Genomic DNA, 18,065 nt, shown 5'->3' with positions numbered 1-18,065 from the left:
GTCGCGGTGTGTGAGGCCATGAATCCCCTGTGTAGTTCGGGGTGTTCGGTGCCGCGGCCCTGTTTGGCTGGTCGGCGGCGGGGCTACCCGCGCTGCACGACCACGCGGGGGCCGCCCGCCCCCGTTCCCCACCCCACTCGCGGAGTGGCCGCACACCGGAGGCCACCACGACTACCTACTCCCCCACCCGCATCAACGCCTCCCTCCCGGCGGACCATCGCGCGCGCCTCCTCGAGACGGCGCGGGACGTCAACTTCGACGGCGGCACGCGGCTGTTCGACGAGGGCGCGCCCGCCGAGCACTTCTGGATCGTGCGCTCCGGCGCCGTCACGCTGGACATCCGCACGCCGGACGGCGGCATGGTCGTGATCGACACGCTGGGCCAGGGAGAGCTGGTCGGCTGGTCGTGGCTGTTCCCGCCGTACACCTGGCAGCTCGGCGCCGAGGCGATGACGCCGGTGCGCACCTCCGAGTTCGAGGCGGCGACCGTACGCAGGCTGATGGACGAGGACCCCAGGCTGGGCGCCGCAGTCAACCACTGGGTCGGCTGGGTGCTCGCCCACCGGCTGAACGCGGCCCGCAGCCGCCTGCTCAACATGTACGGACCGCACGGGCGCGGCCGCATCGTCTGACGCGGTCGGTCCGCCCGCCCCCGTGCGGTCCTCCTCCCCACAAGCCCACCGGCCCACGAGCCCACGGGACCACGAGCGGGCCCGGCACCCCGCAACGGCCAGACTCCCCCGCCCCCTGCTCCCCCGGGCGGTTTCGCCTGATCGGTGGCAGGTGTCCCCTCGCGGGGCCGTCGTGCGCGGGCCGCGCCGCGCCTCCGTACACGTCGATGAGCAGCGCAAAGAGCGCCGCGGGCGGACGGGGGCCGTGCGTACGGGGTAAGCGGGCGCGGGCTTCGAGGTGCGGAGGGCGGGGGCGCCCGTTCTGCTCGGAACACGAGGGCGGAATCCCCGTGGGCGGCGCACCGGCGCCGCGTCCGCGCCTCATGGAGGTAGGGCGATGCGATCCCCAGCACTGCTCGCCGGTACGTACGCCGCCGGACTCGTTCTGGCGCTGTCCTGGCCCGCGGCCGCGCACGGCGGCGCGCAGGCGCTGCACGGCGACGGCGGGCGCGACCGGTGCGGTGCGGTGACCTCGGCGGCCGCACGCGCCGAGTACACGTATCTGACCGTGCGCGACGACTACCGGGCCCTCGTCGGCAGGGGCGGGCACCCCGACCCGACGCAGCGGCGGCACCTGGCCGACGCCGACACCGAGGCCCGCGCGCTGGCCTCACGGGCCGGAACGGTGTGCGAGGCCGGCGCGCAACGGCCCTCCGCCACGGCCGGCACGGCCGGCACGGCTGGCGCGGCCGGCACGGCTGGCGCGGCCGGCACGGCGGTGGAGGCCGACCCGCACGGCGCGACCGCGACCGCTTCGGAGCCGCCGCTCGCTCTCGCCGGGGCGGGCGCCCTGGTCATCGCGGGTGCCGGCGCGTGGGTGCTGCACCGCCGCCGGGTCGCGGGCGAGGAGGACGGCGCGCCCCACTGAGCGGGAGCGAAGCCGAAGCCGAAGTCCCGTACGGTTCAGCCTTCCCTCAAGTGCAGGGACAGCGGGGTGGAGTGCTCGGTGAAGCCGAGGGCCCGGTAGAGGTGTTCGGCCTCCTTGGAGGCGTGCAGGTCGACGCGGTTCACGCCGCGCGCGGCGAACCAGTCGAGCAGCGCCTCCATGGCGGCCCGCGCATACCCGCGCCCCTGGTACCGCCCGTCGGTGCACACGCTGAAGACGAAGCCGAAGCGCCCGGTGGGATGCGCGGGCGCGGGCAGCCGCTGTTCCACGGTGCCCACGGCGCAGGCGGCCAACGTCGGCCCGCCTCCCCCGAGTTCACCCGTGAGCCCAGAACCCTCGTCGCCGTCCACCACGAACGCGCCGAGGCTCCGCTCCGCACGCGGAAGCTCCAGTTCGCGCCGTGCCACGGCCTCCGCCTCGCGTTCCCACGCGCCGGGCCGGTCCACCCCGTGCATCCCCGCGAACATCAGCCTTCGCAGCCGTACCAGCTCCGCCGCGTCCCCCGCCCGCGCCTCGCGCACCTCGATCATGCGCGGATCCTAAGCGGGCAGGCGGACGGACGGGGAGGCGGGCAGGCGGGGTGCCCGGCAGACGGGAGGACCGGGATACGGGTGTACGGGATACCGGGCGGGCCTCAGTCGGCTGAGGGCCGTCAGTCGGATGAAGGGCGTGCCGGGACGTAGTCCGCCGTGCCGGTTCCCGCGGGGCGGCGCTGCGGGGGCAGCCGGGGGTCGCGGTCGCGGTCCGCTGGTTCGGGGGCCGCGGCGGAGGCTGCGGTCGCGCCGTCCAGCACGGCGACCACGGCCCAGGCGGTAGCGGTGAGGGCAGAACGAATCCGCATCCCTCTCTCCTTCCGCTCGGGGCTGAAGGGGCAAGGGCCCTGTCTACCTGCTCACCCCGCGTGCTGACAAAGACCTTCAGGCGAACGCCCCGACGACCGCAGCCAGAGCCTCAACTTCCCAGGCCGGAGCGCCTTTTGCCGACGGCGGAAACGGCGCCGCGGTGCAAGGGAGCGCCCGGCTCACATGCACCGCGGGTCACAGCGAGCCCCACGAACCCCGCAGCACAGCCCCGCTCAGCCCTTGCTCACCGCCGCGAGGATCTCCGGCAGCCGGGAGATCACGCGCGGCGCCGAGAGCCGCAGCCCCAGCACGGCGAGCACCGCCCCGTACAGGATTCCGGCGGGCAGCACCGCCCACAGGGCCGCGTACGCGTCGGTCACGTGCAGCCACACGGTCAGGGCGATCACCGGGGCCGACAGCAGCGCGGAGAAGAGCATGCCGCCGAAGATGGAGATCCAGGCGATGCCGTTCTGGCCCGGCGCGACGTTCTTGTGGCCCTCCTGCGGGATGCCGTACGGGAAGCGGGCCGAGGACCAGGCGCCCGTGGCGATCATCGCGCCGAGCAGCGCGAGGGTGAGCCCGAGCACCCCGGGCAGCACCCGCCAGTCGCCGAAGAGCGCGGTGGCCAGCACGTCGACGAGCAGCACGTACGGCACCGTGATCAGGAGCAGGGCCAGGGCGCGGGCCCGCAGTTCCTCGTACGCCCGGCGCGGCGAGTCGAGCGTCATCGCGACGATCCAGAAGGCCGAGGTGTCCTGGCCGAACTGGTTGTACATCATCAGCCCGAGCAGCGTGGGCGCGAAGCAGGCGAAGTACGCGGAGCCGTTGCCCTGGACCGCGTTGGCCAGCGGGACGATCAGGCCGACGGCCAGCGAAGTGGCCCAGCCCATCTTGGTCTTGGGGTCGCGCCAGATGTAGCGGAGGCTGCGTTCCATGACCGCGCCGGTGCGCCCGCCGGGCAGCAGCCGGGAAGCGCCGCGTCCGCCGCGCTTCTCGCGCCCGGGTCCGGCGGCCTGAAGCGTGGAGCCGTCGGGGGCAGTCATCAGACGGGTGAGGGCGCGCCGCCAGTAGGCCAGCAGCGCCGCGAGGACCAGGGCCGTCGCGGCGAGCTGGACCAGGGCGGCGCCGTAGGCACCGCGTCCCGCGGAGTCCACGGCGCCGAGCGCTGAGGCCGGCGGGATCCAGCGCACCACGGCAGCGGCGGGGTCGAGCACCCCGAGCCCTCCACTGCGGCTGAGCTGCTGCGCGCCGAAGTTGACCACCTGCGCGCCGACCGCGATCAGCAGCCCGCTGAGCACCGCGAGGTCGCGGCCCCTGCGGCTGGTGAGCAGGCGGAGGTTGGCGGTCACGACGGCGCGCGAGAGCGCCACGCACAGCAGGAGCGTCAGGACCACGGCCACCACCGCGGTCACTGCGCCCGCCGCGCCGCGGGCCACGGCGAACGCGGCCCCGCCCGTCAGACACAGCGTGACCAGCGGCCCGAACCCCATCAGCGAGGCGGCCAGCAGGCCCCGTACCAGCGGCTTCGGGCGCAGCGGCAGCATGGCCAGCCTGCTGGGGTCGACCGTCTCGTCGCCGTGCGGGAAGAACAGCGGCATCACGCCCCAGCCGAGCGCGAGGACGCCGGTGAGCAGCACGGCCACGGTCGCCGCGTGCGGTGTGCCGTGCAGCAGTACGAGGCCGAGGGTCTGGAGCGCGGCGAGGAGCAGCACCAGGCAGACCGAGGCGATGTAGGCGGCGCGGCGCCCCGAGGACTGGCGCAGCCCGTTGCGCAGCAGGCTCAGCTTCAGCCTGACCAGCACGGCGGTGACGGAGGGTTCGCCGCCGGAGGGCGCCTCGGGCTGCCGGGTGCCGAGAACGCCGGGCGCGGGAACGTCGGCGGTGGCGGAACGGTCGGTGCTCACCGGGCGTCACCGCCGAGCCAGTCCAGGGCGCCAGCGCCGTTGCGGTCCTGGGCGCCGACCAGTTCGAGGAAGGCGCTCTGCAGCGACGGCGCGTCGCCGCGCACCTCGGCGAGCGGTCCCTGCGCGCGGATGCGCCCTGCCGCCATCACCGCGACCCAGTCGCACAGCGACTCCACCAGCTCCATCACGTGCGAGGAGAAGACGACGGTGCCGCCGGAGGCGGTGTAGCGCTCCAGCACGCCGCGGATGGTCTGCGCCGAGACGGGGTCGACGCCCTCGAACGGCTCGTCCAGGAAGAGGACTTCGGGGTTGTGCAGCAGCGCGGCGGCGAGGCCGATCTTCTTGCGCATGCCGGTGGAGTAGTCGACGACGAGCTTGTGCTGCGAACCGGACAGATCGAGGATCTCCAGGAGCTGGCCCGCGCGCTTGTCGACCTCCTCGCCCGGCAGCCCGCGCAGGCGCCCGGTGTACGCGAGGAGTTCGCGGCCCGAGAGCCGCTCGAACAGCCGCAGGCCCTCGGGCAGTACGCCGATGCGGGCCTTGGCCGCCGCCGGGTCCTGCCACATGTCCCTGCCGTTGACCAGGGCCGTTCCCGCGTCGGGCCGGAGCAGCCCGGTGACCATGGACAGCGTGGTGGTCTTGCCCGCGCCGTTGGGGCCCACCAGCCCGATGAACCGTCCCGCAGGCAGCGACAGGTCGACGCCCGCGACGGCCGCCTGCTCACCGAACCGCTTCCACAGCCCCTTGATCTCCACCGCCCACGCGCGGCCGTCCCCCGCCGCCTCCGCTGCCGTTTCCGCTCCCACTGTCCGCCCCTCCGGATACGGTTCGTCCCCTGGTTTCCGTCTCATACCCGCGCCTGCGGTTTCGCCCCACCCTACGTGCGCCCCCGTACGCCCCGTTCACGCGCCGGCACGCCGCCCGGACCGCAGCTCGGGCCGCCGCTCAGACCACAAGCCCAGACCGCAGCTGAGGCCGCAGCTCAAGCCGCCGCCCAGACCGCACTCAGACCGCAGCTGAGGCCGTGGCCGCGCGGAGCCGCCCCTCAGCACCCCGTGCGGAACCCCTCAGCGGTCCCTGAGCTGGTCGTGGAGGGCGCGCGCGACGCGGGCCATCAGGGCCTCGGCCGCCGGCTGCGCCGCCGCGGGCACGCTGGACTCGGTCAGCGCCACGACCGCGAAGGTGTCGCCGTCCTCGTGCACCACGACGCCCGCCTCGTGCCGCAGGTTGAGCAGGGTCCCGGTCTTGGAGGCCCAGCGCGAGGCGTCCGAGGCGAAGTCGGGCGCGAGACGCTGTCTGATCAGGTTGTTCTCCAGCAGCGACCGCACCGGCGCCGCGACCTCCTCGGGCAGCCGCCCCGGCGTCCACAGCGCGGTCAGCAGATCAGCGAGGGCCCTGGCCGTACCGGAGTTGGCGCGGCTGGTGTCGAGCTGCGGCACGCGGTGCCCGCGGGTCGGCGTGCGGCTCTCGATCGCCAGCGAGTGCGCGAGGTGCGTCTCGGCCGACCCGAAGCGCGCGGCCGGCGTCTCGCCCAGGTCGTGCATGCGGTGCCGCAGCGTGATCCCGGGCAGCTCGGCCTCCCGCATCGTGCGGTTGACCTCCTCGGGCGGTACGAGGCCGAAGAGCGCGTCGGTCGCGGTGTTGTCGCTGATGCACAGCGCGAGATACAGCAGGTCCTCCACTGCGACGCGCGCCGGGTGCCGGAAGCGGGTCAGCCCCGTGGGCCCCGGCATCGTGGTGCGTCCTGGCTCGATGTCGACCATCGCGCCGCCGTCCAGCCGCCCGTCCGCGATGCGCTCCCACACCGCCACCGCCAGGGGAATCTTGACCAGTGACGCGAGGGGCATCTCGGTGTCCGGCTCGATGCCGGTCTCCTCGCCGGTGCGCACGTCCCGTACGAGGAAGGAGCCCGACAGGCCGCCCTCGGCCAGCTCGGCGCGCAGCTCGCGCAGCAGCCGCTCGTCATTCACCGCCGCGCTCCCCTGCCTTGCGTGAATCCGGCGGGTCCACCCGTACGTCGTCCTCCGGCACGTCCAGCGCGCGGGCGATGTCCCCGTGCAGCGCGCCGCCCAGGCGTGCCGCGTCCTCGCCGGAGACGGCGGTCAGCCGGTAGCCGCGGGCCACGGGGTCGCCCACGAGTCCGCGCCAGTGCAGTCCCAGCTCCTCGGCCTGGGCCGGCGAGCAGAGCAGGAGGTCGGAGGAGCGCAGCGTCGCGGAGACGGCCGAGGTCAGCGAGGTGGCGGTGGTGATCTGCGCGGGCAGCAGCGCGGCGCGGTGGCCGAGCTGTTCCATGCGGTCGCGGATGTGCGGCACGTCGTCCTCGGGCTGGATGCGGACGCGCCGGAAGGAGTTCTGCGTACGGGACGGACGCAGCCGCTCCAGGCGCACAGGACCGGTCCCGCGTACGGCGGAGGCGGCGACGCCCAGCGGCACCGTCCACTCGGCGTCGTCGGGAGGCACCGCGTCCAGCGCGGCGCGCACCTCGTGGTGGCGCAGCAGCTCCTTGCGGTCGGCCGGTCCTGCGGGGCGGAAGTCGAGCACGACGCCCCGGTCGTGGGCCGCGGCGTCCAGCAGCGCCAGATTGCGCACCGCGCAGATGCCGGGCACCGCGAGGCTGAAGGGGCGGAGCCTGGCGCGTTCGGCGTCGGCCTCCAGCGACTCCGCGAGCTGCACCATGCGCTTCGCGGGCGCCAGCATGTCCCGGCCGTACGCGGTGAGCGCGGCCCGCCGCGTGGAGCGGTCGAACAGCCGCTCCCCGAAGTGCTCCTCCAGCGCGGCGATGCGGCGGCTGGCCACCGACTGCGGCACTCCGGCTGCGGCCGCGCCCAGCGTGAAGCTGCCGCGCTCGGCGACGCGGACGAAGACTCGGCAGGCGGCAACCACATCCACGCCGGCCACTGTATGCCAATCGGGCATGGGACCGGCTCGAAGTGTCTTTGACCGCATCGGCGAGGGGCGACAAGACTGTCGGCATGACCATGTTGACTGCATTACGCCTGCGCACAGCTCTGCCTTCGGCCGCTCTCGCACTGACCCTGGCCCTGACGACCGCCGCCCTCGGCGGCTGCGCCCCGGCGTCGCCCGCCTCCTCCGACTCCCGTTCGGAATCCGGCCACTCCCATTCGGCATCCGGATTCCGGCACACCGAACCGGCGGCAGGACAGTCCCGCGCCGCCCGGGACTTCGCCCGCCTGGAAGAGCGGTACGGGGCACGGCTCGGGGTGTACGCGCTGGACACCGGCACCAACCGCACCATCAGTCACCGCCCGGACGAGCGCTTCGCGCACTGCTCGACCTTCAAGCTGCTGGCCGCCTCCGTACTGCTCCGGGACAGCAGCGACCGGGAGCTGGACCGGACCGTCCACTACCGCGAGGCCGACCTGGAGGAGCACGCTCCGGTGACCTCGCGCCATGTGCGCACGGGCATGACGCTGCGCGCGCTGATGGCGGCGGCGGTGAAGTACAGCGACGCCACGGCCGCCAACCTGATGCTGCGCGAACTGGACGGCCCCAAGGGCCTGCAGCGCAAGCTCCGCGCGCTCGGCGACGGCACCACCCGCACCGACCGTCCCGAACCCGATCTGAGCGAGGGCACCCCGGGCGATCCCCGGGACACCAGCACTGCGCGCGCGATGGGCACCGACATGCGGCGCTTCGCCGTGGACGACGTACTGCCCACCGAGCGGCGGGAGATGCTCACCACGTGGCTCAAGGACAGCGCCACGGGTGCCCGCTACATCCGCTCGGGGGTGCCCCGCGGCTGGACCGTCGGCGACAAGACCGGGCACGGCGGCTGGGGCACCCGCAACGACATCGCCGTCGCCTGGCCGGGCGAGGGCCGCGCGCCGGTCGTGATCTCCCTGCTCTCGCGCAGGACCACCCGCGGAGCGGACTCCGAGGACGCCCTGCTCGCCGAGGCCACCAAGACGGCGGTCAGCGCGCTGGGTTGAAGGACACCGCGGAGCGCGGCGCCCCGTCCCTCGGCGCCTCCTCCCCCAGCTCCAGCATCCGGTCGGCGACGCGTGCCGCCGCGTGCCCGTCGTCCAGGTCGCAGAAGCGGTCGTGGAAGCGCTCGTACGCACCGGCGTGCGCGGCGGCCACCGCGTCGATGTCCCGTACGGCGTCGACGACTTCGGCCGAGGTGTGCAGCAGCGGCCCCGGCGCCTCCTTCTCGAAGTCGAAGTAGAAGCCGCGCAGCGTGTCCCGGTAGTGCTCCAGGTCGTACGTGAAGAAGAGCATCGGGCGGCGGGTGTGGGCGAAGTCGAACATCACCGAGGAGTAGTCGGTGATGAGGATGTCGGCGACCAGATACAGGTCGGCGATGTCCGGGTACTCCGACACGTCCCGCACGAACCCGTCGCCCGCCTCGGGGAAGCTGTCCACGACATGCGAGTGGCGCCGCACCAGCAGCACGTGGTCCTCGCCGAGCCGCGCGGCGGCGTCCGCCAGGTCCAGGTGCACATCGAGACGGAAGCCGCCGCCGCGCCGCCGGTCGTCGCGCCAAGTGGGCGCGTACAGCACGACCTTCTTGTCCTCCGGCAGGCCGAGCCGCCACCGCACCTCGCTCGCGCACCGGTCCCTGTCCTCCGCGTACAGGCAGTCGTTGCGCGGGTAGCCGGACTCCAGGATCTCCCCGTCGTAGCCGAAGGCGCGGCGCAGGATGGGGGTGCTGAAGCGGTTGGCGGAGACCAGCAGGTTCCAGTTCTCCGTCTCGATGCGGAGCTTCTCCTGGTAGGCGGGGTCGAAGACGGTGTCCTCGATGTCGTGGCCGATCTTCTTGAGCATCGTGCCGTGCCAGGTCTGCACGATCACCTGGCCCTCGCGCCGCCGCACCCACTCGGGCAGGTGCCCGTTGGTGACGACGTAGCGGCTGCGGGCCAGCGCGCGGAACCACTCCTCGCTCCACAGCGGTACGCGGTGCGCCCCCAGCGGCAGCGTGGCCTGCCCGTCCCGCACCGCCCACAGGTGTTCCAAGTCCGCGCCGCGGTGCGTCAGTTCCTCGTACACGGTGCGCGGGCTGTCGGAGAACTGCTTGCCGTTGTAGCTGATGTAGAGCACCGCGTCGCGCAGCGGGTTCCGGCGCTCGGCCTCGTACACCTCGGTGACCATCCGGCGCTGCCGGTAGGGGCCGCGCTCGGTGATGTCCAGCTCGGACTCGGCGTGCAGGTGCGGGAAGTCGCCCCAGCGCACGCCCAGTTCGTAGCCGCGGCCGTGGGAGTGCCCGGTCAGTCCGGTCAGGTGGGGTACGGCGGTGCGGTCCGCCTTGAAGGGGATGTCCTCGGGCTCCCCCTCCTGGACCCCGGGAGCCCCGGGGGTGTCCCGCAGGAGGAAGTGCCAGCGGCCCGTCTTCAGCGGCAGCACGCCGCCGGGCCCGGAGAACGCGGCCGGGTCGAAGGTCGCCTCGAAGCGGCCCTCCTCCCACACGCGCAGCGGCACCGCCTTCTCCTCCTTGCGTGAGGCGGAGCGCAGCACCATCCGCGGGTCGCGGGGGCGCGCGGTGGTGCGCCCCGACACGGTCAGCCGCCCGTCCGCCTCCCAGCGCGCGTCCTCCAGCACGGCGCGGTGGGTGCGGCCCCACAGCTTCAGATAGCCGTTCTGCCCGCCTGTCACCGCGACTTCACCGTGAAAGCCCAGGCCGGCGACGTACGCGGGGAGGGCGAACTCCGCGTCGTGCAGCCCCTCTTGGAGTACGGGGCCGAAGCGCTGCTCCGTTCCGTCCCCCTTCCTCACGTACAGCGCGCTGCTCCAGCCGTGCCGGTCGGGGCGCGCCGAACGCTCGGTGGTGTCCCAGTGCTCCAGCGCGATGTCGCCGAGCGGCACGTGCACGGTGAAGCCGAGCAGCCCGTCGCGGGGCCGCGCCTGGTTCTGCGCCTGGGTCCCGGTCTCGGTCTGGGCCTGCGCCCGGTCCCAGTGCACCGGGTATTCCGCGACCCGCTCGCTGTGCATCGCGGTCAGCCGCAGCACGGCGGTGTCGCGCGCGCTCACGGTGGCCGCGCCTCCGGCTCCCGCGGTGCGGAGCGCGCCGCGCACCTCCAGCGAGGTCCCGTTCAGGCCGACGCCGGTGATCTGCGCGCGCACCCGCTCCACGCGCAGCGTCAGCCGGCCCTCGGTCACGGCGGGCAGGACGCGCACGTCCTCGCTCATCCACTGGTACGGCGGGTACGCGGCGGCCGCCCCGTTGCCGGGCACGGTGATGGCTCCGCGCCGGAACAGTCCCGGCGTGACCACCCCGATGCCCAGGTGCCATGTGCCCTCCACCCACTGCCCGTTGCGCTGGAGCCTGCGCGGGTCGAGGTCCAGCTCGTAGCCGGCCCAGTCGTAGTTGTAGCCGGGGCCGCCGGACTCCGCGGTGCGCTCGGGCCGGTAGCGGTTGCGCACGGGCAGCACGGTGCGCCGCCGCGAACCGCTGCGGCGCAGCTGCACGACCTTCCCCATGGACAGCGGCGAGGAGGCGTCGACGCGGGTGATCCACGCGTCGCCGCTCAGGTGCAGCACGCCCTCGCGCCACTCCACGTTGCGTACGGGGCTGCGCAGTTCCAGGTCGTTGCGCAGTTCCAGCGCGCCGTGCGGCAGCGCGGGGCGAGGGCCGCCGCCGTCGAGCTCCGGGAGCTGGGCGTGCTTGCGCAGCAGCCCGCGTACCCGTACGGGATCGTTGCGGCGCTCGGCGGCGAGGCTGGCCAGCAGCTCGGGCAGGGCGCGGCGGCGTACCAGGAGCCACTGGGCGCGCAGCCGCACCGGCAGGTCGAGCAGGGCGCGCTGGTCGGCCTGGTCGAGGAAGCGGTTGGCGGACTTTATGAAGGCGCGCCGGTACTCCTCGTCCCCCTCGGGCAGCACCCGCAGGAAGATCCGCAGGTCGCTGCGCAGCACCCGCGCGTCGTAGTCCCGCTTGTACGAGGCGAAGGTCTCGCCGCCCTGACCTGCGACCTGACCTGCGGCCTGGCTCGCGAGGAAGCGGCTGACCGTCTCCACGGCCTCGACCCTGCCCCGTACGGCGGCCGGCTCGGTGCGCCGCTGGGTGATCGAGGGCGCGGCCTCCGCGTCGCGGACCCGCCACAGGTAGACGGGGTCGCGGATGACGTCCACGGCGTGCGCGAGGTAGTGCGCCGGCAGGGCGACCGGAATGTCCTCGTGCAGGATGCCCTCGGGGAAGACGAAGCCGTGCTCGTCCCAGAAGGAGCGGCGGAAGACCTTGTTGCAGGCGATCCGGTCGTGCGCGAGCTCGCGGAAGCGGGAGATGTGGGTGGCCTTGCGGGTGCGCGCGGCCAGCATCCGCAGCATCGGGGTCTGCCAGGTCCGCTCGGCGTCGAGGTGGTGCACGTTGCCCGTGGCGAAGTCCGAGCCGGTCTCCTCCAGCGTCTCGACCATCGTGCTGTAGGCGTGCGGCGGCACGATGTCGTCGCTGTCCACGAAGGTCAGGAACTCGCTGTACGGGGAGATGTGCCGCACCCCCGTGTTGCGCGCGTTGCCCAGCCCGCCGTTGGTCTGGCGCACGAGGCGGAAGCGGGCGTCCCGCCCCGCGAAGTCGGCGGCGAGGGCGGCCGAGCCGTCGGGCGACCCGTCGTCCACCATGATCACCTCGATCTCGCGCAGGCTCTGCGTGGCGAGCGAATCGAGGCAGGCGGGCAGATAGCGCTCGACGTCGTAGATGGGCACCACGACGGAGAGGCGCGGAGTGGGGGCGGCGGCCCGTTCTGCGGCATCGGTCATCGTGCGGTCTCCGTCCTCGACGGTCTCGGCTGTGCGGGATCCGTCGGCTGTGCGGAATGCGACGTACCGGCCGCGCTACGCGGCTCGGTCGCCGCCGGGTCCGTCATCGCCCCGTCGGCGGCCGAGCAGGGTCTCCTCGTACGTGGCCGTGGCATGCATCCGGTCCACGCACGGGCAGCACGTATCCGGGCCCTCCCAACTGCCGCAGAAGTCGTGGCCCCACGGCGGTCCGCAGGGCTCTCCCGGACGGGCACCGCAGCAAGCACACGGATCGCCCTCGCAGAGGACCGCGGGAGGCACCTGAGGGGCCTCCGATATGTGTCGCTCCATAAACGGATAGAACCCCCGCCCCCAGGAGGCCGCCACGCCCTTTGGGCCTTCCGGGTGAACACCCCAAGTTCGGAACCACTTCGCGAAACCCTGCGAAACAACGCGCTGACCTGCGGCGATACAAACGCCCACAACGCGAAACAGGCACCCGCAACGAGAAGCGGCCACTCACATCCCGCCGCAGCGGAAAGCAGCAATCAGCGGCGCTGTCCGGCGGCCACAGCGCGAAGCCGCACCGGCGACAAGCGGCGCAGCCGCAAAAGAGGCGCGCAGCGCAAAAGAGGCCCGTAGCGCAAAGCAACCCCACGCACAACGGGGTCGCGGCGATTCAATCCCCGCATCGGCGAATCCAAAAGAAATCTTGGACGCGCATAATTCCGCCCTCTAGCGTCCTGTGGCGCAAGAGCCCACCGCTACGCGAACGGTGAGCGCCCCGCGTGTTCAAGTCCCGCACCATGACGCGCTCTTGGCCCCTGCCAGGAAAGCTCAACGCGAGAGGTCGCCGATGCCCTCAGCTCCCGCGCATTCCCCCGCAGAACCCCTCACCCGCGCCGTATCCAAAGTCTTCCGCCGCGTCGTCCCCCTCTTCGTCGTCATGCTGATCTGCAATCAGCTCAACCGCTCCAACATCGGCTACGCACAGGAGCACCTGGAGGCGGACGTCGGCATCGGCGCCGCCGCCTACGGCCTCGGCGCGGGCGTCTTCTTCATCGCGTACGCCCTCTTCGAACTCCCCAGCAACCTCCTCATGGAGCGCTACGGACCCAAGGTCTGGCTCACCCGCATCATGGTGAGCTGGGGCGCCGTCTCGGCGGCGATGGCCCTGGTCAACGGGCCGGTCATGTTCTACACGCTGCGCTTCCTGCTGGGCGCGGCGGAGGCCGGGTTCTTCCCCGCGATCATCTTCTACTTCTCCCGCTGGCTGCCCGCCTCGCACCGGGGCCGCGCCACCGCGCTGTTCGTCGCCGGCTCCTCGATCGCCGCCGCGATATCCGGACCGGTCTCGGGCCCGCTGCTCACGCTGCACGGCGCGGGCGGACTCGCGGGCTGGCAGTGGATGTTCGGCCTGGAGGGGCTGCTGTCGATCGTGGTCGGCATCGTCGCGTACCGGCTCCTGGACTCGAAGATCCACGACGCGAAGTGGCTGAGCACCGCGGAGAAGGACACGCTGCACGGCCGCATAGAGGCGGAGGACCGCGCCCGCGTGGAGGAGTCCGGCACCGGCCGCCGCGTATCCCGCTGGAGGCTGCTCCTGAACCCCCAGCTCCTCGTCTTCTGCGGCATCTACTTCGCCATCCAGCTCTCCATCTACGCCAACACCTTCTGGCTGCCGAGCATCGTGCGCCGCATCGAGGGCACCGACGACATCACCGTCGGCCTGCTCTCCTCGCTGCCGTGGATCTGCGCGATCGGCGCCATGTACGTGACGGGCAGGGCCTCGGACCGTACGGGCCGCAGCAAGCCGATGCTGGTCGGGGCGCTGCTCACGGCCGCGCTCGGCACCTGTCTCGCGGCTGTCGCCTCTCCCGTCCTGGCACTGGTGATGCTGTGCGTGGCGGCCATGGGCTTCAAGAGCGCGAGCCCGCTGTTCTGGACGATCCCGCAGGGCAGCATGCACCCGGCGGTGCTGGCCTCGGCCATCGCGGTCATCAACTCGCTGGGCAATCTGGGCGGTTTCGTGGCCCCGTTCGGCTTCGGCCTGGTCAAGGAGGCCACGGGGAAGGTCACATACGGCCTGTACGCGCTGGCCCTCACCTCGCTGATCGCCGCGCTGCTGGTCTTCCTCGTACGCAAGGACCGCTCGGTGACCGGGCCGCGGGCCTCTTCCGCCGGTACGGAGGGCTCGCCCGCGCCCACGCCCCAAGAAGGAGCCGCATGACCCCGCCTTCCACTTCTCGCCCTCCGTCCGTCGCCGCGATGCGGGTGATCCCGGTCGCGGGCCACGACAGCATGCTGCTGAACCTCAGCGGCGCGCACGCCCCGTACTTCACGCGCAACCTCCTCGTCCTCACCGACTCCGAGGGCCGTACGGGGGTGGGCGAGGTCCCCGGCGGCGAGGGCATCAGGAGCACCCTGGAGGAGGCCCGCGACCTGGTGGTGGGCCGGCCGGTCGCCGATCACCACGCCGTACTCCACTCTCTGCGCTCGCAATTCGGCCACCGTGACGCCGCGGGGCGCGGGGCGCAGACCTTCGACCTGCGCGTGGCCGTCCACGCGGTCACCGCCGTCGAGTCGGCCCTGCTCGACCTGCTCGGGCAGCACCTGGAGGTCCCGGTGGCGGCGCTGCTGGGCGACGGCCGGCAGCGCGACCGCGTCCCGGTACTCGGCTACCTCTTCTACATAGGCGACCGCACCCGCACGGACCTCCCGTACCGGGCGGCGGACTCCGCGGAACAGGACGACTGGCTCCGCCTCCGCGACGAGGAGGCCCTGACGCCCGAGGCTGTCGTACGGCTGGCCGAGGCGGCCCAACGCCGTTACGGCTTCACGGACTTCAAGCTCAAGGGCGGCGTGCTGGACGGCGAGCAGGAGGCCGCAGCGGTCCGCGCGCTCGCCGAACGCTTCCCGCAGGCGCGGATCACCCTCGACCCGAACGGGGCCTGGTCGCTGGAGGAGGCGGTACGCCTGGCCCGCGGCCCGCTGCGGGAGGTCCTGGCGTACGCGGAGGACCCCTGCGGCGCCGAGCGCGGCTACTCGGGGCGGGAGATCATGGCCGAGTTCCGCCGGGCGACGGGGATGCGCACCGCCACCAACATGATCGCCACCGACTGGCGCCAACTGACCCACGCCCTGCGCGCGGACGCCGTGGACATCCCCCTGGCCGACCCCCACTTCTGGACGATGCACGGCGCGGTACGCGTGGCTCAGCTCTGCAATGACTGGGGCCTGACCTGGGGTTCACACTCCAACAACCACTTCGACGTCTCCTTGGCGATGTTCACCCACGCCGCGGCGGCCGCCCCGGGAGAGATCACCGCGATCGACACGCACTGGATCTGGCAGGAGGGCGAGCACCTGACGAGGTCACCGCTGACCATTGAGGGCGGGTCGGTGGAGGTGCCTCAACGCCCCGGCCTGGGCGTGGACTTGGACTGGCCCCGAGTCGAGTCTGCCCACGCCCTGTACAACACCCTCGACTCCGGAGCGCGGGACGACGCGGGACCGATGCGCTTCTTGGTCCCCGACTGGCGATTCGACCCGAAGCGACCGGCGATGGCGGGGCGTTGACGCGGCGGGTCATTGGCGGCTCGGAGATTCCTCACCGACAGGGTGCCGGGGCGCGCCTTCGCACGCACAAGCGCAGCGCAGGACGACGACCGGCACCGCCTCCCCTGCAACCCGCACGCTCGGCCCGCCATCGCAGTAGCAGTGTACGTCGGCACGGCACGGCGGGCAGGTGTACGGCTTGCTGGCGGGGAGGGTCGTCATGGCTGGCCCTCCGAGTCGCTCGGATCCGTATCGGCCACGCTTTGTCTGAGCCAGTCGGGCGCGTGCTGGGGACAGGCGTAGATCATGCCGCCAGTCCCACTGCCGGTTTCGACGATCCGCACCAGCACCGCGTCGGTATCCCAGACGCCGCACTCGCAGCAGCAGGCGAGGGTCACCGCGGCACCCCGCTGGCGCGGCGGCACCGCCTGCAGCGGCACGGCGGATAGCCGGTTGAGACGGGAACCGGGTCCGGTTTGGCAGGAGGCCGCACGATCCGCTGGGACAGCAGAGGTGTGCGGGTCCCATCGGCCCTCACCTTGTAGACCTTGATCGTCAGCACTGCTGCCTTCTTCCGTGATTGCCCGAACTGCGGTTGTGGGCAACGTAGAAGCGGTACAACGGTGCGTAGGCACGCGCTGTGCGTGCCTTGGAACCGGGTCCTCCGGAGCGGCCATGGACACCAGCGGCATCGGTCGGCGGATCGCCTACTGGCGCGGTCGGCGCAGAATGACTCAAGCCGACTTCGGCACGCTGATGGGCAAGTCCCGCCGCTGGGTGCAGGACATCGAGGGCGGCCAGCGCCAGACCGATCCCCGGCTGTCGGTCCTGGAACGCGCGGCCGAGGTGCTGCACGTACGCCTGGAAGCGCTCCTGTCGGATCACACCTCCGGACTGCCGGCGGCCGAGTGCGTCGATGCCGCCGAACTGGCGCAGATCCGCGAGGTACTGCACCGGCACGACGTGATCACGGGAACATGCGACGGAGGCTGTGAACCCGTCGACCTCGGTGTGCTGCGCCGCAACGTGGCCTACGGCTGGACCGCCTTCCAAGCGTCCGACTACTCACCCCTCGGCCGGGTACTGCCCCCGCTCCTGGCGGACGCCAACCGCGCCGCAGCCCAACAAGAGGGCGGCACTCAGCCAACAGCGCTGTCTCTGCTGTCGCTGACGTACCAGCTCACCGCCGCAACGGCGACCAAGTTCGGTGACGAGTCCCTGGCGTGGCACGCCGCGGACCGTGGCGTGGTGGCGGCCGAACGCTCCGGCGACCCGGTTGCCATAGCGGCCGCGGCCCGCCACCTGTGCGACGCGATGTTCCACCGTGGCGACGGCCCGGCGGCGATCGACTTCGCCACGACAACCGCGGAGCGGCTGGAGGGCGAGCTCGTGGCGCGCGGCGCGGAGGGCCTGAGCGTACTGGGCATGCTCTTCCTCAAGGCATCCCTGGCCGCAGCACACATCGAAGCGCGCGGCAGCGTCCCCGGCCTGCTCGACGCCGCCGGGGAGTCGGCAGACCGCTTGGCCACCGACGGCAACGCGCTATGGACTGCCTTCGGCCCGACCAACGTACGCATCCACCGCGTCTCCGCCCTGGTCCGGCTGCACGACGGAGCCGACGCGGTGGCAGCAGCAATGCAGATCCCACCGCCCGACCGGCAGGCCCTGCCCCGCGAGCGGCGTGCGCACCACCTGGTGGACGTGGCCCGCGGCCTCATCCAGTCCGGACGCCGGGCAGAGGCGGTCGCCAAGCTGCTGGAGGCAGAAAGGGAAGCCCCCGAAGAAGTCCACTGCCGCCCCCGCAGCAAGCAACTGGTCGAAGACCTCCGCCTATTGGGCGCCGGAAGCGCCGAAGGCCAGTTGCGCGCCCTGGCAGCCCGCTGTGGACTGCCCGCATGACCGCCCCCTCCCTTGCCTCCCGCGTCCTGTACCTGATCGCCTGCGCAGCACCGCCGGCCCAACACATCCGCACCGGCATCGAAAAGGCACAGCGAGACGGCTGGGACGTATGCCTGGTCCTGACCCCCACCGCGGGCCGCTGGCTGGAGCCAGAACTACCCGTCCTGGAGACCCTGACCGGCCACCCGGTACGAACCCGCTACAAGCTCCCGACTGAGCCCGACGTCCTCCCCGCCCCGGACGCCATCCTGGTGGCCCCAGCCACCTTCAACACGATCAACAAATGGGCCCAGGGAATCTCCGACACCCTCGCCCTAGGCCTACTCACCGAAGCCATCGGCCTCGGCCTCCCTTTGGTCGCCCTCCCCTACCTGAACCGAGCCCAGGCCGCCCATCCGGCACTCGACCAAAGCGTGAGCTTCCTTCGTGCGAACGAGGTCACGGTGCTCCTCGGGGAGAGTGGTTTCGTACCACACGAGCCCAAGCAAGGAGATGTGGCCAACTACCCCTGGGATGCTGCCGTGGCGGCGCTCTCACCACTGGAGTAGTTACGTCACCCTTATTTTACCTGCGCAGTTCTCATGGGCTGGCACTCATATCACTTCCATCAGATTTCCCA

Annotated in this window: 15 protein-coding genes; 7 read left to right on the top strand and 8 right to left on the bottom strand. The window is 72.4% G+C overall.

The genetic code is table 11. The annotated features are described in order from the left end of the window. Positions 1-41 precede the first annotated feature (41 nt). Both ABEE00_RS19965 and ABEE00_RS19960 read left to right on the top strand, forming a co-directional pair. On the top strand, positions 42-632 hold the full coding sequence (locus tag ABEE00_RS19965; protein WP_345746929.1) for a Crp/Fnr family transcriptional regulator: 591 nt from the start codon (positions 42-44) through the stop codon (positions 630-632). A 376-nt stretch (positions 633-1,008) separates the two neighbouring features. Beyond that, on the top strand, positions 1,009-1,539 hold the full coding sequence (locus tag ABEE00_RS19960; protein WP_345746928.1) for a hypothetical protein: 531 nt from the start codon (positions 1,009-1,011) through the stop codon (positions 1,537-1,539). Between the two features lie 35 nt (positions 1,540-1,574). On the opposite strand, the gene ABEE00_RS19955 is transcribed toward ABEE00_RS19960, so the two are convergent. The 6 genes from ABEE00_RS19955 to ABEE00_RS19930 form a co-directional block, all read right to left on the bottom strand. Continuing rightward, positions 1,575-2,087 carry a GNAT family N-acetyltransferase gene (locus ABEE00_RS19955; RefSeq protein ID WP_345746927.1) on the bottom strand — a complete coding sequence of 171 codons (513 nt, stop codon included), beginning with the start codon at positions 2,085-2,087 and terminating at the stop codon, positions 1,575-1,577. Positions 2,088-2,209: 122 nt separating this feature from the next. After that, complete coding sequence (locus ABEE00_RS19950; protein ID WP_345746926.1) at positions 2,210-2,398, bottom strand: hypothetical protein; 189 nt, start codon at positions 2,396-2,398, stop codon at positions 2,210-2,212. 234 nt (positions 2,399-2,632) lie between these two features. Continuing rightward, entirely contained in the window at positions 2,633-4,303 is a 1,671-nt protein-coding gene (locus tag ABEE00_RS19945) for a transporter (RefSeq protein ID WP_451918625.1), read from the bottom strand. Further along, positions 4,300-5,154 carry an ABC transporter ATP-binding protein gene (locus ABEE00_RS19940; protein WP_451918624.1) on the bottom strand — a complete coding sequence of 285 codons (855 nt, stop codon included), beginning with the start codon at positions 5,152-5,154 and terminating at the stop codon, positions 4,300-4,302. Before ABEE00_RS19940 ends, ABEE00_RS19945 begins: the two co-directional genes overlap by 4 nt. A gap of 216 nt (positions 5,155-5,370) precedes the next feature. After that, the gene (locus tag ABEE00_RS19935) at positions 5,371-6,273 is read right to left on the bottom strand and encodes a serine hydrolase (protein WP_345746924.1); all 903 of its coding nucleotides are present in this window, start codon (positions 6,271-6,273) and stop codon (positions 5,371-5,373) included. Next, positions 6,266-7,192: a LysR family transcriptional regulator gene (locus tag ABEE00_RS19930; protein ID WP_345746923.1), complete on the bottom strand. Its 927-nt coding sequence runs from the start codon at positions 7,190-7,192 to the stop codon at positions 6,266-6,268. The genes ABEE00_RS19935 and ABEE00_RS19930 overlap by 8 nt, the downstream gene beginning before the upstream one ends. A gap of 83 nt (positions 7,193-7,275) precedes the next feature. On the opposite strand from ABEE00_RS19930, the gene bla reads away from it, so the two are divergent. Next, entirely contained in the window at positions 7,276-8,253 is a 978-nt protein-coding gene (gene bla, locus ABEE00_RS19925) for a class A beta-lactamase (RefSeq protein ID WP_345746922.1), read from the top strand. Here bla and ABEE00_RS19920 read toward each other — a convergent pair. Further along, on the bottom strand, positions 8,237-12,010 hold the full coding sequence (locus ABEE00_RS19920) for a bifunctional glycosyltransferase/CDP-glycerol:glycerophosphate glycerophosphotransferase (RefSeq protein ID WP_345746921.1): 3,774 nt from the start codon (positions 12,008-12,010) through the stop codon (positions 8,237-8,239). The genes bla and ABEE00_RS19920 overlap by 17 nt on opposite strands. Positions 12,011-12,935: 925 nt before the next feature. Between ABEE00_RS19920 and ABEE00_RS19915 the strand changes: the two genes are divergently transcribed. Beyond that, the gene (locus tag ABEE00_RS19915) at positions 12,936-14,219 is read left to right on the top strand and encodes an MFS transporter (protein ID WP_345746920.1); all 1,284 of its coding nucleotides are present in this window, start codon (positions 12,936-12,938) and stop codon (positions 14,217-14,219) included. Further along, positions 14,216-15,568: an enolase C-terminal domain-like protein gene (locus tag ABEE00_RS19910; protein ID WP_345746919.1), complete on the top strand. Its 1,353-nt coding sequence runs from the start codon at positions 14,216-14,218 to the stop codon at positions 15,566-15,568. The genes ABEE00_RS19915 and ABEE00_RS19910 overlap by 4 nt, the downstream gene beginning before the upstream one ends. A gap of 197 nt (positions 15,569-15,765) precedes the next feature. Here the strand turns inward: ABEE00_RS19910 and ABEE00_RS19905 are convergent, their stop codons facing one another. Continuing rightward, complete coding sequence (locus tag ABEE00_RS19905; protein ID WP_345746918.1) at positions 15,766-15,987, bottom strand: hypothetical protein; 222 nt, start codon at positions 15,985-15,987, stop codon at positions 15,766-15,768. 235 nt (positions 15,988-16,222) lie between these two features. Here ABEE00_RS19905 and ABEE00_RS19900 point away from each other — a divergent pair, with 235 nt between their 5' ends. Next, positions 16,223-17,446 carry a helix-turn-helix domain-containing protein gene (locus tag ABEE00_RS19900; protein ID WP_345746917.1) on the top strand — a complete coding sequence of 408 codons (1,224 nt, stop codon included), beginning with the start codon at positions 16,223-16,225 and terminating at the stop codon, positions 17,444-17,446. Further along, positions 17,443-17,994 carry a flavoprotein gene (locus tag ABEE00_RS19895; RefSeq protein WP_345746916.1) on the top strand — a complete coding sequence of 184 codons (552 nt, stop codon included), beginning with the start codon at positions 17,443-17,445 and terminating at the stop codon, positions 17,992-17,994. The genes ABEE00_RS19900 and ABEE00_RS19895 overlap by 4 nt, the downstream gene beginning before the upstream one ends. Positions 17,995-18,065: the final 71 nt, after the last annotated feature.

Origin of the sequence: Streptomyces odontomachicola, from assembly GCF_039605595.1 — a bacterium.
Lineage (GTDB): Bacteria > Actinomycetota > Actinomycetes > Streptomycetales > Streptomycetaceae > Streptomyces.
The sequence above is the reverse complement of the archived record's forward strand: the minus strand, read 5'-3'. Positions and strand labels throughout refer to the sequence as shown.